At 63.7% G+C, this 13,449-nt stretch carries 12 protein-coding genes, 1 tRNA gene and 1 pseudogene; 4 read left to right on the forward strand and 10 right to left on the reverse strand.

Annotation, left to right across the window (positions count from 1 at the left end; translation table 11 throughout):
* The first annotated feature begins 187 nt into the window (after positions 1–187).
* Both ACK41X_RS12630 and ACK41X_RS12635 read left to right on the forward strand, forming a co-directional pair.
* The gene (locus ACK41X_RS12630) at positions 188–547 is read left to right on the forward strand and encodes a sodium:proton antiporter (RefSeq protein ID WP_409723559.1); all 360 of its coding nucleotides are present in this window, start codon (positions 188–190) and stop codon (positions 545–547) included.
* Positions 541–3,642 carry a proton-conducting transporter membrane subunit gene (locus tag ACK41X_RS12635; protein WP_409723562.1) on the forward strand — a complete coding sequence of 1,034 codons (3,102 nt, stop codon included), beginning with the start codon at positions 541–543 and terminating at the stop codon, positions 3,640–3,642. The genes ACK41X_RS12630 and ACK41X_RS12635 overlap by 7 nt, the downstream gene beginning before the upstream one ends.
* Before the next feature lie 61 nt (positions 3,643–3,703).
* On the opposite strand, the gene ACK41X_RS12640 is transcribed toward ACK41X_RS12635, so the two are convergent.
* Positions 3,704–3,780 (reverse strand) — tRNA-Arg (locus ACK41X_RS12640).
* A 229-nt stretch (positions 3,781–4,009) separates the two neighbouring features.
* Here ACK41X_RS12640 and ACK41X_RS12645 point away from each other — a divergent pair.
* Positions 4,010–4,612: pseudogene (locus ACK41X_RS12645) on the forward strand (CobW family GTP-binding protein); the annotation flags it as partial.
* Here the strand turns inward: ACK41X_RS12645 and ACK41X_RS12650 are convergent.
* Both ACK41X_RS12650 and ACK41X_RS12655 read right to left on the reverse strand, forming a co-directional pair.
* The gene (locus ACK41X_RS12650) at positions 4,583–4,765 is read right to left on the reverse strand and encodes a hypothetical protein (RefSeq protein ID WP_409723635.1); all 183 of its coding nucleotides are present in this window, start codon (positions 4,763–4,765) and stop codon (positions 4,583–4,585) included. The pseudogene ACK41X_RS12645 and the gene ACK41X_RS12650 sit on opposite strands and share 30 nt — an antisense overlap.
* A 119-nt stretch (positions 4,766–4,884) precedes the next feature.
* Complete coding sequence (locus ACK41X_RS12655; RefSeq protein WP_409723565.1) at positions 4,885–5,406, reverse strand: CIA30 family protein; 522 nt, start codon at positions 5,404–5,406, stop codon at positions 4,885–4,887.
* A 314-nt stretch (positions 5,407–5,720) separates the two neighbouring features.
* Between ACK41X_RS12655 and ACK41X_RS12660 the strand changes: the two genes are divergently transcribed.
* Positions 5,721–7,340 carry a LysM peptidoglycan-binding domain-containing protein gene (locus tag ACK41X_RS12660; protein ID WP_409723568.1) on the forward strand — a complete coding sequence of 540 codons (1,620 nt, stop codon included), beginning with the start codon at positions 5,721–5,723 and terminating at the stop codon, positions 7,338–7,340.
* 95 nt (positions 7,341–7,435) lie between these two features.
* On the opposite strand, the gene ACK41X_RS12665 is transcribed toward ACK41X_RS12660, so the two are convergent.
* The 7 genes from ACK41X_RS12665 to ACK41X_RS12695 form a co-directional block, all read right to left on the reverse strand.
* Positions 7,436–7,753, reverse strand: coding sequence for a PilZ domain-containing protein (locus ACK41X_RS12665; protein WP_409723570.1), 318 nt, complete (start codon positions 7,751–7,753; stop codon positions 7,436–7,438).
* 177 nt (positions 7,754–7,930) lie between these two features.
* Positions 7,931–8,734, reverse strand: coding sequence for a sulfur oxidation c-type cytochrome SoxA (soxA, locus tag ACK41X_RS12670; RefSeq protein WP_409723573.1), 804 nt, complete (start codon positions 8,732–8,734; stop codon positions 7,931–7,933).
* On the reverse strand, positions 8,731–9,060 hold the full coding sequence (soxZ, locus tag ACK41X_RS12675; protein ID WP_409723575.1) for a thiosulfate oxidation carrier complex protein SoxZ: 330 nt from the start codon (positions 9,058–9,060) through the stop codon (positions 8,731–8,733). Before soxZ ends, soxA begins: the two co-directional genes overlap by 4 nt.
* Positions 9,060–9,500 (reverse strand): SoxY-related AACIE arm protein, encoded by a 441-nt coding sequence (locus tag ACK41X_RS12680; protein WP_409723578.1) that lies wholly within the window; start codon positions 9,498–9,500, stop codon positions 9,060–9,062. The genes soxZ and ACK41X_RS12680 overlap by 1 nt, the downstream gene beginning before the upstream one ends.
* Positions 9,501–9,542: 42 nt before the next feature.
* Positions 9,543–9,935 (reverse strand): sulfur oxidation c-type cytochrome SoxX, encoded by a 393-nt coding sequence (gene soxX / locus ACK41X_RS12685; protein ID WP_409723581.1) that lies wholly within the window; start codon positions 9,933–9,935, stop codon positions 9,543–9,545.
* 50 nt (positions 9,936–9,985) lie between these two features.
* The gene (locus tag ACK41X_RS12690; protein ID WP_409723584.1) at positions 9,986–11,257 is read right to left on the reverse strand and encodes an FCSD flavin-binding domain-containing protein; all 1,272 of its coding nucleotides are present in this window, start codon (positions 11,255–11,257) and stop codon (positions 9,986–9,988) included.
* A complete protein-coding gene (locus ACK41X_RS12695) occupies positions 11,254–13,443 on the reverse strand; it encodes a molybdopterin cofactor-binding domain-containing protein (protein WP_409723629.1) in 2,190 nt (729 codons plus the stop codon). The genes ACK41X_RS12690 and ACK41X_RS12695 overlap by 4 nt, the downstream gene beginning before the upstream one ends.
* Positions 13,444–13,449 lie beyond the last annotated feature (6 nt).

Here is a 13,449-nt window from a genome sequence, read left to right on the forward strand (position 1 = left end):
CCGGACTGATCTTCGCAGGGGGCTTTCTCGACAACCGCGTGCTCCCGCTCGGCGAATTCGGCGGCTTCTTCAGCGCGGGCGCGATCCCGGTTCTATCCGTGCTGCTCGGCGTCAAGGTCGGATGCGAATTGAGCGTGATCCTCGACCGGTTCCGCGGGTGACGCCTGAACATGCAGGGGAGCCGTTCATGATTTCGACCGTTGTTCTCTCCACCGGGCTCGCGCTCATGCTGGTCGGCCTGTGGGGCGCTCTCAGCCATCGCAACATTCTCCGCATCATCATCTCGCTGTCGCTGTTCGGCACTGGATCCCATATCCTGATCGTATCGATCGGTTATGTTCGCGGCGGCACCGCCCCGATCATCGATCGCGCCTTGCCGCTGGCCGAAGCGCCGCTTCGCGCCGTCGACCCGGTGCCGTCGGCGCTCGCCGTAACCGCCATCGTGATCGGGCTGGCGGTCACGGCGATCCTGCTCGCCTATGCGATCCGGCTCTATGACGCCAAGAAGACGCTTTCCATCGACGCCTTTATGGAGTCGAAATGGTAGAGGGACTGCTCGACCCGCTGAATATCTACATCGTCGGGCTTGGCGCCGCCTTCCTGGTCCCGGTGCTCTACCGCCTCGGCGGCAGCGCGGTGGCGATCGCGCTGGTCGCAGCACTTGCCGCCATGACGGCAATCAGCGGCGCGGGATTGCTCCATCTCCTGCAGGGCGGCGCGCCGATCGACATCTTTACCGGCGGCGCCAAGCCGCCGGTCGCCATCAGCCTTCGCCTCGGATTGCCGGAAGCAATCTTCGCCTTTGCCGTGAACCTCGTCGCCCTGCTCGGCGCAGGCTATGTCGCGCGCGTAAAATACGGAGTTGTCCTGCTGTACCTGCTTCTCGTCATGGGCATCCAGGGCATGGTGATGACTCGCGACATCTTCAACCTGTTCGTGTTCCTGGAGATCGTTTCGATTGCGAGCTACGGCCTGCTGAGCCTGCGCCAGACCCCGGCCGCGCTCGCCGCCACCTTCAAGTTTCTTATGGCGACGGTGCTTGCCTCCGGCTTTTTCCTGATCGGCACCATGCTGCTCTACGCAGTCACCGGCCTTCTCAATATCGACGACCTGATCGCCAATCGCTCCGTCATCGCCGGCCCCATCGGCATCGCGGCACTGATTTTCCTGCTCGCCTGCCTGCTGCTGGAGCTAAAGCCCTTTCCGGCCAATGGCTGGGGGCTCGACGTTTACGAGACCGCACGTCCCGACGTCGCTGCACTGATATCCGGCGGCGTTTCCGCCGGGGTGTTCTTCGCTTTACTGAAGCTCTTGCCGCTGTTCGAAAGCAAGCTCACGCTGATCGCGACGCTCGCCGCCATCACCTTCGTATTCTCCAATCTCATCGGGCTGCGCCAGACCAAGACGCAGCGGCTGCTCGGCTATTCGTCGATCGGGCAGATGGCGCTGATGACCATGGCAGCGGCGCTGCTCTATGGCCGCAGTTCCGACGCCGCGATGCTGCTGGTCATCGGCGGCTTGTTCGTCAACCACCTGTTCGCCAAGGTCGGTCTGTTCTGGCTTTCGGGATATTTGGGAAAATCGAGGCTGCGCGACTGGGCGCTTGGCGGACGCCCGGCGGTCGTCGTCATCTTCGGCGTTCTGATTGTTGCGATTTCCGGACTGCCGCCGTTCCCGGGATTTTTCGCGAAGTGGCAATTGATTCTGACGCTCGCGTCCGACGATCGGTTCGTATTCATCGCTGTCATTCTGTCCGGATCGCTGCTCGAAGCCGCCTATATGTTCCGATGGTTCGGCGAGGCCGTGCATCGCGATGCCGAAGCGGCCACCGTATCGCACGAAAGCCCGGCCGGGCTCGCGCCCGCCTATGGCATGGGCGCCCTGCTTGTTGTCACCGGCGCGATCGCCGCGCGCCTTGCCGGCGTCGATGCGGTCTGGGTCGCGCTGCCGCTTGCAGCAGGATTGGCGGTGTGGCTCCTCGCGCGTGCGCCGGCGCTGATGCAGGGCCTGTTCGCGCTGGCGCTCGCCTTGTTCCTCAGCCTCTGGATGATCCGCGATCTGTCCGGCCTCCCGCAACTTTACGCAATCGTCCTCGCTGCGGGCGGCCTCGTCGTATCGATCGGCTGCCTCGCCCGCAGCGACCCGCGGCCCGGCTTCTATCCGCTGCTGGCGGTAATGCTGGTTTCACTACCCGCCCTGCCGCGTGCGACGACCAGCCTCGAGTTTCTGTTTGTCTGGGAGCTGATTACGATTTCGTCCTATTTTCTTGTGCTGATGCGGCGTCCCGCAATGCCGGACGCGCTGACCTATCTTCTGTTCTCGCTTGCGGCTGCGTTCTTTCTGCTCACGGGTTTTGCGGCGATGAATGCCGCGGCCGGCAGCCTCTCATTGTCGGCGTTCCGCACGTCCGGCCCGGAAGTGCCCGCGGTCTTTGTGCTCCTTGCCATCGGTTTTCTCATCAAGGCCGGTGCGGCCGGCGTGCATGTCTGGCTGCCGGGCACCTATGCGCAGGCTTATGACGACATCTCTGCGCTACTGTCGGCCGTGATCAGCAAGGTCGCGATTTTCGGATTGCTGATCGGGACCTACGTTGCAATCCGGTCGGAGACGAGCCTTGGTCTCGCTTTGGTGCTGGGTTGGATCGGAATGCTGACGACGCTCGTCGGAGCATTGCTTGCCGTGCGGCAGGACGACATCAAGCGCATGCTCGCCTATTCCAGCATGAGCCAGCTCGGCTATATCGTCGCGGCGATCGCGCTGATGAGCCATCTTGGCTGGGTGACGGCGCTGTATCTCGTCGCCAATCATCTGCTGGTCAAAGGCATCCTGTTCCTCGCCGCCGCCGCGGTGATCCTGCGCACGGGCGCGCGGCTGTTTTCCGATCTGGGCGGTCTCGCCCGCGCCATGCCGCAGACTTTCGTCCTTGCATCGATTGCGATCGTCGCCATGTCGGGCCTGCCGCCGCTCGCGGGCTTTGGCGGCAAGTGGCTTTTGCTGAGCGCAATGATGGAGAAGGGCTGGTACGGGCCGGCATTGTTGACGCTGCTCGCCACCTTCGTCGGATTCCTTTACATGGCGCGGTTCGTTCACGCGATCTTCCTGCGCGATCCGCATCGCCGGCATTCCGGCGTGACCGAAGCCCCGCTCGCTTTCCTGATCCCGCAATATCTTCTGACCGCCGGCATCCTGGTGATGACGTTCTATCCGAAGGCGCTGATCGACCGGGTTTCGGCGGCGATCGACCCGCAATTCGCCTCGACCTTGCGCTGGGAGGGCATGTCTCTCGAACTGATCTATGCCTACTGGAACCCCTTGCCGGTGATGGGTTTTGCGGTCGCGGTCGCTGCGATCCTGTTCGGGCTGCTGATCGTTCTCAAGCAGTCCCACGGACCCGCCGCGCGCGCGACCTCGCGCGGCATCTACCCATTCGCCCAGTCGATCTGCGCGGCGATGACGCCGCCGCTGGCCACGCGTTTCTGGACCGAAATGAGCGCGTTTTCGGCCTTTGCGGCCGAACGGGCCCGGCGCATCTATACCGGCGACGGGCGGACCTATAATCTTTACATCGTCTATTATTTGGTTGTTCTCTACGCCCTTGGCGGCGGCGCTGCCCAGCTCTGGACCATGACCTCGTGGCGGTAGCGGATCTCCGGCTGGCTCTTGGGTGAGCTGCGAGGGCACGATCGCGGACGCGGCAAGGCGCTGGCGGTCCCGGCAAGACTCGAACTTGCGACCTTCGGTTTAGGAAACCGCTGCTCTATCCGGCTGAGCTACGGGACCGGCCGCGGCCGATGTAGCACAGGAGCCTGTCCCGTCGCACCTGGAAATCGGCGCGGATAGCTGGTCAACGCTAAGAGAAAGGCTGCGGGTCGAGGAGCGAAAAAGGAGCAATTGCGCCGACCGGAGGCGCGGCCGGAGCGTCCCTTGACGGCACGAAGATTGGCAGACCGGGCGCACCGCTGTTTCTGACACCATCTCGATCCTTTTTAAGGCGGCCAATGCTGAAAGGGTGAGGATCAACCGGCTCCCCCGTGCAGCCGCAGCTCTTCGGGCTGATGGTCTCGAGCAGCGCCGCACCTTCGCAACGGATCGCGCGCTTGGCGGGGAATGCCATATCGACGCGGTTATTGCGGTTGCAGACGCCTTGAACGGCCTCTCGACGCTTGAGCGATTTGCCGAAGCGCGGCAACAGATCATGCTGGCGGACGTGGTCGTCATCTCCAAACAGGATCTCGCGCCCCCGGCTTCGCACAAGGCGCTGACCGCCAGGCTTCGCGACCTCAATCCGAGAGTGCAGATTGCAACCACCTCCGCCCCCGCCGTCTTCTCCGGCCAGGGCGCTCAACCATTCAGGGCCGAGACAGCCTCGGAAGCCGCGCATAGCGATGGCATCGGCAGCTTTGTGCTGACCTGGGAGCGGCCGCTCGCCTGGCCTGTCGTGGCACGGACGATGGACACGCTCCTGGCCATGCGTGGCAGCGACATTCTTCGCGCCAAGGGGGTCCTCGCCATTGAAGGATGCGCAGGTCCCGTCGTCGTCCAATTCGTGCAGCATCTCGCCTACCCGCCCGTTGAGCTGCAGTCATGGCCGGATGCGAACCGGACGAGTCGCCTCGTGTTCATTACACGCGGGATCGCTGAACGCGACATTCGTCTGTTGTTCGATGCAGTCGAACGCCTGCAGGGCCAGCCCCGGCCGCAACTGCTCAACCGCCGGAACATTAGCTGCGGCCGCATCTACGGCAGGCAGCCGGCGAAGTTTCATTGGGCCATCGGTATCGGCCCCGAATACCTTTCCGGGCGCGGTCCGGACGGTTGGCAATTCGGGTGCGCAAGACCAGGCGCGGCAAGGCCGCGCAAAATCGATCGCGCAACACCGACCGCTCAAGCCCAATACCGCACGCCGCCGATCGCAATATCGGCCCGGAACGCGCGACCGATTGCCACAATACCAATGCGTCTCAGGCGGCGCGTATCGAGAGGCGTTTCGGTACGATGCGGCACAAAATCCTGAAAGGGAAACTGGACCGTTCGCCAGCTTGGCTCAGCCCGAAAGCTCATGCGGTAGGATTGCCAGGGGCGCATCAGCTTTTCGGTGCGCAGGTGAACGCTGTAGTCCTCGCCGTTTCCGAACGCATCGAGTTCAATTCCGCGCCAGGCGCTGGCATCGATGGAATTGCCGTGCGGAGCGAGATCGAGCGCGATCTGAACAAAGCCCCCATTGTTCTCAAGGCTGACATCTCCCCGCATACGGATCGCCGGCCTGCCCGCTACAACGTCGCGAACAACGCTGCCTTGAGATACGCCGCCCATCACGCCATCGGTGACCAATTGCCATCGGGTGCCGACGGCCGATAGCAGCGGCTCATGGCTGAGGTTCTCGATGACAGACGTTTTCGAGTCCATGTCGAGCGCCTTCCTCGAGGCCCGAACGGCAACCGTCTCACGCAACGTTTGCCAGGCGGTGTCTGCGGCCCGGCTGCGGGAGCCTCGTTCTCACGAATCTCATCGCCTGCGGGCGGAGCAGACGCCGCCGGTCCCTGCTTCTGCTTCCGCTGCCGCGCGGTCGGCGACGGCAGGCTGCGCAGCAGGTATGACTGGGAATGAGAGCGTGCGCCAGCCGGAATCAGCCCGGCTCGGGCGCGGCTCTCTACCTCTATGACAAACCTGCCGGGGGGCGTTAAACTATTGGGGCGCAGACTCACCGGAAGGCCACCATTATGACGGGACAATCGGCGACCCGAAACGCTCTCATCGTCCTTGCGGCGGCTGTTGCGATCGGGATTGGCCTTCTTTGGTGGCTGACCGGCCATCCCGAATGGACCCAGAGATCGGCGGTCAAGCCGGGCCCGGCAGTCGAGGCAGAGCGGCCAAGTCCCGCAACTTCAAGCGAGAAGCCGGTCGCGAAAGCCATCACTGAGGCGGCGGAAGCCGGCAAGGAACTCGGCGGGGGATTGGCGCCATCAAAGCCTGAGCCGTCGCAGTCGGCACTGGAAATCGACGTTGCGCGCATCGAACAGAGCGGGGACACAGTGATCGCCGGCCGGGCGCCGCCGAACACGACGATTGAACTCCTGCTGAACGGCGAAGTCCACGACCGGGCCGTCGTGGATTCATCCGGGGCCTTCGTGCTCACACCCAAGCCGCTCCCGCCTGGAAAATTCGAACTGACCTTGCGCGCCACGGAGCCGAACGGCACGCGCTCGCTGTCGAAACAGGCGATCGCCGGTGAAATTGCGGCACCAAAGCAGAAGGAAGCCGTTGCAGCGCTGACGCCTCCGGCACCCGCGCCGGCGCCGGCTTCGCCAGTCTCCCCGTCAGTCGCCGCGCCTCCGGCGCCCTCGCGCGGAGCCGCCGAGACCAAGCCGGAGGCAGACATCCGTGTCGACATTGTCGAAGCGCAGGATGGAGGCAAGCTATACGTGTCCGGGCGATCCACGCCGGGCAGCACCGTCCGGCTCTATTTGAACGAGACCTATCTCGCAACCGGAACGGCTTCGCCGGAAGGCCAGTTCAGCTTCTTCATCGGCGGCGGGATGATTCCAGGGGAGTACCGGTTGCGTTTGGAGCAGGTCGGAGCATCGCAAAAGGTACAGTCGCGTGCCGAGGTGTCATTCAAATCGCCTCCGAAGCTGGCAGCTGCTGCGCCACCCGCGGCGCCGAATCCTCCGGGCATCCCGCCTGCCGGTTCGCAGCAGGATCCGGCAGCGCCGGAAACACCACCTGCAGCCGCCGCCCCGGCCGCGCGCATCCCGCAACCGGCATCGCCAGCAGCTGCGGCAGCGCCTGAGCGGTCCATCCAGACCGGCGAACGGCCTGCGCCACCTCCGGCCAGTGACCCCGTCGTCGCGGCCAGGCCTGGGGCGACACACCGAAGCGCGCCAGCCGCCGGGACAGCGGAATCGCCAGCAAAGCCGGCCACACAGGACATGACACAGCCGGCAATCGCATCGCCGCAGAACAAGACTGCGGAACCCAACCTGACCGAACCCGTTCCGTCATCGCAAGCGACTGCGGCTGTCGCGGGAGACCGCGCAGCGCCGCCGGCCGCAGCCCGGTCAAATGCGTCAACCGATCCTCGACCCGATCTCGCAATCAAGAGACCGGAAACCGCGTCGAAGTCCGTGGTTGCCGCGCGGAACCGTCCCGATACGGTGGTCGTGCCGAACATCGACACGCGAACGGTCGTCCGGGGCGACAGTCTCTGGCACATCAGCCGTGCGACATACGGGCATGGCATTCGCTATCCCGTCATCTACAGAGCCAACCGGAACCAGATCCGCAATCCCGACCTCATCTATCCCGGACAAATTTTCGTCCTGCCAAAGGCGGAGCGTTAGACGAGGTTCATCGCTTCACGGCCGGGTCTCTATCGCCACAAGCGTCCAGGCGGCGACCGGGTTGCGGCCGCACACCGGAGCGACACGCCGCGCCGTCAATTTGCGGGCGCCCGAACCTCGACCGGGCCTACATAGCTGACGCCGATTTGCATCTCCGAACGCCAGGCGATCTTGCAACGCCGCCGCCTCGACCCGTCCTGCGTGAGGTAAAGATAGAATTCGTCCGGAAGTCCTGCGGGTCCGGCGATCTCGATCCGCGCGCCGTGCTCGGAGACATCGACCACCATACACGGCAGGACCACGGCGCCCTTGGCGACCGCAATCCAGGCCGGGAAATTGACCGCCTCACGCAGCGATCGACGCTGCTCGTTGTAGGACCGCTTGAAGGGATTAATGGCCTGCAGCAGCGACATGGAATCCTCCGAGTAAATTGCGGCGAACCGGGCCGGTTTCCGAATGGTTTGAAAGTGTAGCTGCTGCGTATTATCGAAGTGCTTTTTGCAAACCGCGACTTGTCCCAACAGTCGAATCGAATTTCCCAATCAGATTGCGGCGCAATTGAACTAATCCCACGACGCCGGCCAACGGATTCACGGCCGCACACCCGGGCTTTCCAAGGGCATGCCACGCGCGCGCCACATCAGAAACAATTCGAGCTCGACATATTCCAGATCGCCAAATGCATAAGGCTCGGCACGCACGCCGATCATGCAGTTGCGCAGACGGCGCTGCAGCGAACCGAGGCTCTGCCATTCCAGCCGGTAGATCGGATAGCCGGTCGGATGCGCCTGCGGAATGATATTGCCGGCAAGGCTCTTGCCCCAATGGTCGTCGTGGCATTGCGCGCATGACAGATTGAGCTGACCGATCCGCCGATGGAACAAGGCGCGGCCATTCTCACGGAATGGATCAAGCCTTGCATCACGCGGCGGATCGATCGGGTCGCCGCGCGATTGCAGCGCGATATAGGCCGAGAGCGCCAGCATCTCCGGACTTTCCAGGCGCAACGGCTGCGTCTTCTGGTGGCGTTCGCGCGACAGGTTGATGCGCTGTTCGAGATTGACCGGGCGGCCTGTCGTCTCGTCAAAGGCGGGATAACGCGCCGCCACACCCTTCATGCTCGTCTTCGCGTCGCCGTGACAATCCGCGCAGGACTTGCCCGACGCACCAGCTTTGGCCTGCCAGAGCGCCTCGCCATCCAGCACCGACAGCATCGCGGGATTGGCGGTGTCGTCGTCCTGCATGGCCTTGGTGTCGCGGCTCATGTCCTCGTAGCTCGAGCGGCGCTGGTCGAGCGGGATCTCGGCCCGCGTGGCAGCGGCTGCAAGCACCAGAAGGCATAAAAGCGCGGCGCCGGCGCTGACCGGGCTTCGCCGCGGCCGCTTCGCGTTCATTCGACCGTGATCTTGGCGGTCGTCTCCGCCGCAAAGCCATTGTCACCGGTCCATTTGAAAGCGAATGTGCCGCTCTCGGTCGCCACCGTGTGGAAGGTGATGAACGGATTGGCGGAGATCGCCGGATGCAGCGTGGCGTTGAAAATCTCCTCGCCGTTATAGGTGCAAACGAACGAGGTGATGATATTGCGCGGAATCCGGTTTCCGACACCGTCGACTCGAAAGCCGTTCTCCATCGCATGCGAGATCAGGGTGCGGATCAGGATCACCTCACCGCGTTTCGCCTTGGGCGGCACATTGATCAGGGTGCGGGCGGGCGCTGACATCAGATGGGATCCTCCAGGCAAGCGCTGAGTGTGAGGATGACGTCGGCCTTGTCGGACCAGAACGAGCCGTCCGACATGCGACAAAGCGCGACCACCTGCTGGGTGTCGGCAAGCCGGATGCGGGTGGAGAACTCGGCCCTTCCGGCACGCGGCCCGAGCTTGATGCCGATGACGTTGGGCTGTGGATTCTTTTCCGTAAAGATGTGGATCGCGGTGACATGATCCTGCTCGGTCATCGGGCTCTCGACGGAAACCGTCACCGCGACGGCGTTACCGTTTTCGACCAGCGGCGGAATGGTCAGCTTGACGCGGCCGGGTTTTGCCTCCACGCCGCCGGTCACCTCGCGGATCGCGGCGGCCATCGTGTCCGGCGTCGCGCGCGCCGGCCGGACCACGAGCAGCGCGCCGGCACCCGCAAGAAAGACCCGCCGCGTCGGCATCCTCGGCACCCGATGTTGAAAAGACGATCTTCGCATCCTCGGCTATTCCTTCAATGTCACCAGAAAAGCGACCACGTCTTCGATCTCATCCGCGCTCAGCATCGGCTTGCCGCGGAGATTTTTAGCAACACGGTTTAACCCGTCGATGCGATAGAACGGCGGCATGATCGTAGCGTCATTGAGGCGCGTCGCGTCGACCATGCGCAGCCGTAACTGTCCTTCGCTCCAGCGCGAGCCGGTCCCCCTCAGGTCCGGCGAAAGATCGCCCTGAAAGCGCTGGTCCGGGAATGGACCCGAGTGGCACAACAAGCAGGTATTTTCACGCTTGACCACGAGCGCGCGGCCGCGCACCGGATCACCGGGCTTTCCGGTCAGCGAGTCCGGGATCGCATCGTCGATTACGGTGAAGGGAACCAGCGCCTCCTGCGCCGCCACCGAAGCGCAACCCATCGCGATCGAAGCCAGGAGAGCAAGTGCCGGCCGCATCATCCGAAGATCGTCTCCGTAATGCGGTGGAACCAGATTTCGGCCTCCTTGGCTTCTTCCGCACGCAGCGCGCGTGGCGCATCTGCCGGGCTGACCGCGACCGGATCGGCCTCGACATATTGACCGTCCTCGGGACGATAGGTTCCGCGCTGCGAGATCGCGTAATCCGGCGCGATCAGACTGAAGCAGGAGCTTCGCAGCAGGGGCGTCGCCGGTTTGCCGCCGGCCAGAAGAACCGCAATAGCCGCTGCACAGATGCCGCCCTGGGATTGCGCGGCCGAAGCCGAGCGCGGCATCGCGCCGGCGATCGCAGCGTCGCCGATGACATGAATGCCCTTTTGAAGCGTCGATTCGAAGGTCACAGGATCCACCGGGCACCAGCCGGTGCGGTCAGCGACGCCGGCGAGATCGGCAGCCCGCCCTGCCCGCTGCGGCGGAATGATATTCACGACACCGCCCTTGAACTTATCGAAGTCCGTCGTCACCGTCCGCGTAGCGGCATCGACCGCCGTTGGCGCTCCGCCGTCCGACAAGCCGACCCACTCGATCAGACCGGGATAGAGCTCGCGCCAGGCGGATTGAAACAGCCGCTGCATCGAAAAGCTGTCCTTGGCATCGAGGATGATGACCTTGGATCGCGGTTTTTCACGTTGCAAATAGTGTGCGATCAGACTCGCGCGCTCATAGGGCGCGGGCGGGCAGCGCGCCGGGCTGACCGGAACCGTGACGATCACGGTTTCCCCGTCAGGCATCGCAACCAGCTGGCGCCTCAGGGTCTCTATTTCATCGCCGCTGGTGAATGCCGGCGGCATCGCCGCCCGTGCTGCCGCGTCATATCCCTCGATCGCATCGTCCCGAAACGCGATGCCGGGCGAGATCACCAGCCGGTCGAAGGGCAGCCCGCGTCCGTCGGCAAGGACAGCCCGGCGTTTTGCGTGATCGACTCCGGCCAGCGCGGAGAAGATCACATCGACACCAAGTGCGCGGACACGATCGTAACCGAAGCGCAGGCTGCCGATGGATGCGAGGCCGCCGAGCGCCGCATTGCTGTGCGGCGGCGCGATATAGACCGGGCTTCTCTCGACCAGGGTCACATCGATTTTCGCCCCGATCTTGCGCAGGGCGCGCGCACAGCTGACACCGCCGAAGCCGCCGCCGACGATGACCACGCGGGTCTTGTCCTGCGCAATGGCAGGGATCGGAAATGCAGCAGCCGCGGCGCTGGCCGCGGCTGCCTTGACAAACCGTCTGCGTGTGACTCGCGCGGTCACGCGATCTGCAGGTCGTGGATCTTCAGCGGGAACGAGCGGTAACGCTTGCCCGTCGCCGCGAAGATCGCGTTGAGCACGGCCGGCGCCGCCACGAAGATCGTGGGCTCGCCGACGCCGCCCCAGAAATCGTTCGTGGGCACGATGACGGATTCCACATGCGGCATTTCCGCCATCCGGATCGAACCGTAGGTGTCGAAATTGGTCTCGACCACCGCGCCGTCCTTGATGGTGATGCCGCCATGGAACAGCGCCGACAATCCGTACACGAAAGAACCGGAAATCTGCCGCTCGATCTGCGCCGGATTGACCGCGTGACCGGGATTGGTGGCGGCGACGATGCGATGCATCTTGATCGTGTTGTCTTTCACCGACACTTCGGCGGCGGCCGCGACATAGCTGCCATAGCCCATATGCTGGCAGATGCCGCGGAAGATGCCGGCGGGCGCCGGCTTGTCCCAGCCGACCTTTTCGGCCACCGCATTCAGCACCGCCAGATGCTTGGGATGTTTGCCCATCATCTTGCGGCGGAAGGCGAGCGGATCCTGCCCGGCCGCATGTGCCAGCTCGTCGATGAAGCATTCCAGATAGATCGCATTCTGGTTGTTGTTGACGCCACGCCAGAACCACGGCGGCACATGCGGGTTACGCATCGAATAGTCGAAAAGGAGGTTCGGGACGTCGTAGCCGAACTGCCCTTCCGCGCCGCCCGGATTAAGCCCCTGGAAGACGATCGGATCCATGCCGTCCTTCATCGCCTCGGGACGCACATTGGCCAGGATCGATTGCCCGGAAATGCGGATATGGAGTCCGACCAGGTTGTTGTCCTTGTCGAGCGCGCCGGTCAGCTTGCATTGCGTAATCGGATGATACACGCCGTTGGTCATGTCCTCTTCGCGGGACTTGATCATCTTGATCGGCACACCCGGCATCTGCTTGGCGATCTGCACCGCTTCCGTCACATATTCGCTGCGGGCACGGCGGCCGAAGCCGGTGCCAAGCATCATGCGATGGATCACGCATTTTTCCGCCGGCAGACCTGACGCTGCGATCAAAGCCGCATAGGCCGCTTCGCCGTTCTGGGTGGAGGTCCAGACCTCGCATTTCTCGGGCGTATAGAGCGCGGTGGCGGTCATCGGCTCGAGACAGACATGGTTCTGGAAGGGGTAGGAATAAACCGCTTCGACCTTCTTTGCGGCACCGGCCAGAGCGGCCTGAATGTCGCCCGCCTTGTTGCCGACGAACTTGGTGTCTGCGGTCAGCCCCTCCTCGAGCCATTTGGCGATCGACTCCGAGGAGACCTTGGCATTCTCGCCCTTGTCCCACTCGATCGGCAGCGCATCGAGCGCGGTCTTGGCCTGCCACCAGGTGTCGGCAACGACGGCGACGGCATGATCGTTGACTTGAACGACCTTCTTGACGCCCTTCATGCCCGCGACTTTGGACGCGTCGAAGCTCTTCACCTTGCCGCCGAAGACCGGGCAGTCCTTGATTGCCGCGTTCAGCATCCCCGGCATGGTGAAGTCGATGGCATACATCATCTTGCCGACCACCTTGTCAGGCGTGTCGAGCCGCTTCAGCGGCTTGCCGGCAATCTTCCAGTCCTTCGGATCCTTCAGCGCCGGCTTTTCCGGCACCGGCAGCTTGGCTGCGGCCTCGGCAAGCTTGCCGTAAGTCAGTTTGCGGCCCGACGGATTATGCGTCACCACCGAATTGGCGGCGCTGCATTCCGAGACCGGCACCTTCCATTCGTTTGCCGCCGCCTGAACAAGCATCATCCGCGCGGCCGCGCCGCCTTCGCGCACATATTGATGCGACTCGCGGATCGCGCGGCTGCCGGTGGCGTTGTAATTGCCCCAGGCGCGCTTGCGGCGCACATTCTCCATTGGGGTCGGATATTCGGTGACGACCTTCGACCAGTCGGCTTCCAGCTCTTCCGCGATCAACTGTGCAAGGCCGGTCTGCGAACCCTGACCCATTTCCGCACGCACCACACGGATGGCAACGGTGTCGTCGGGCCGGATCGCGACCCAGATGCCAAGCTCGTTCGGGGAGAGATTTTCACCGAAGGCCTGATCGGGGCCCGCCTGGGCGAGCGCGCGGCCGAACGGCAGATTGATTCCGAGCGCCATGCCGCCCGCCGCGGCGGTGCCGATCACAAAGGCGCGGCGATTGATTTTCGGTACCATGTTCAT

It is taken from the genome of Pseudorhodoplanes sp. (assembly GCF_046289595.1).
Taxonomy (GTDB): domain Bacteria; phylum Pseudomonadota; class Alphaproteobacteria; order Rhizobiales; family Xanthobacteraceae; genus Pseudorhodoplanes.

What these genes read in the sequence shown, in the direction of transcription:
- ACK41X_RS12630 (WP_409723559.1), top strand. Translation starts at nt 188, where the DNA reads ATGATTTCGACCGTTGTTCTCTCCACCGGGCTCGCGCTCATGCTGGTC.
- ACK41X_RS12635 (WP_409723562.1), top strand. Translation starts at nt 541, where the DNA reads ATGGTAGAGGGACTGCTCGACCCGCTGAATATCTACATCGTCGGGCTT.
- ACK41X_RS12650 (WP_409723635.1), bottom strand. Translation starts at nt 4,765, where the DNA reads ATGAAACTTCGCCGGCTGCCTGCCGTAGATGCGGCCGCAGCTAATGTT.
- ACK41X_RS12655 (WP_409723565.1), bottom strand. Translation starts at nt 5,406, where the DNA reads ATGGACTCGAAAACGTCTGTCATCGAGAACCTCAGCCATGAGCCGCTG.
- ACK41X_RS12660 (WP_409723568.1), top strand. Translation starts at nt 5,721, where the DNA reads ATGACGGGACAATCGGCGACCCGAAACGCTCTCATCGTCCTTGCGGCG.
- ACK41X_RS12665 (WP_409723570.1), bottom strand. Translation starts at nt 7,753, where the DNA reads ATGTCGCTGCTGCAGGCCATTAATCCCTTCAAGCGGTCCTACAACGAG.
- soxA (WP_409723573.1), bottom strand. Translation starts at nt 8,734, where the DNA reads ATGAACGCGAAGCGGCCGCGGCGAAGCCCGGTCAGCGCCGGCGCCGCG.
- soxZ (WP_409723575.1), bottom strand. Translation starts at nt 9,060, where the DNA reads ATGTCAGCGCCCGCCCGCACCCTGATCAATGTGCCGCCCAAGGCGAAA.
- ACK41X_RS12680 (WP_409723578.1), bottom strand. Translation starts at nt 9,500, where the DNA reads ATGCCGACGCGGCGGGTCTTTCTTGCGGGTGCCGGCGCGCTGCTCGTG.
- ACK41X_RS12695 (WP_409723629.1), bottom strand. Translation starts at nt 13,443, where the DNA reads ATGGTACCGAAAATCAATCGCCGCGCCTTTGTGATCGGCACCGCCGCG.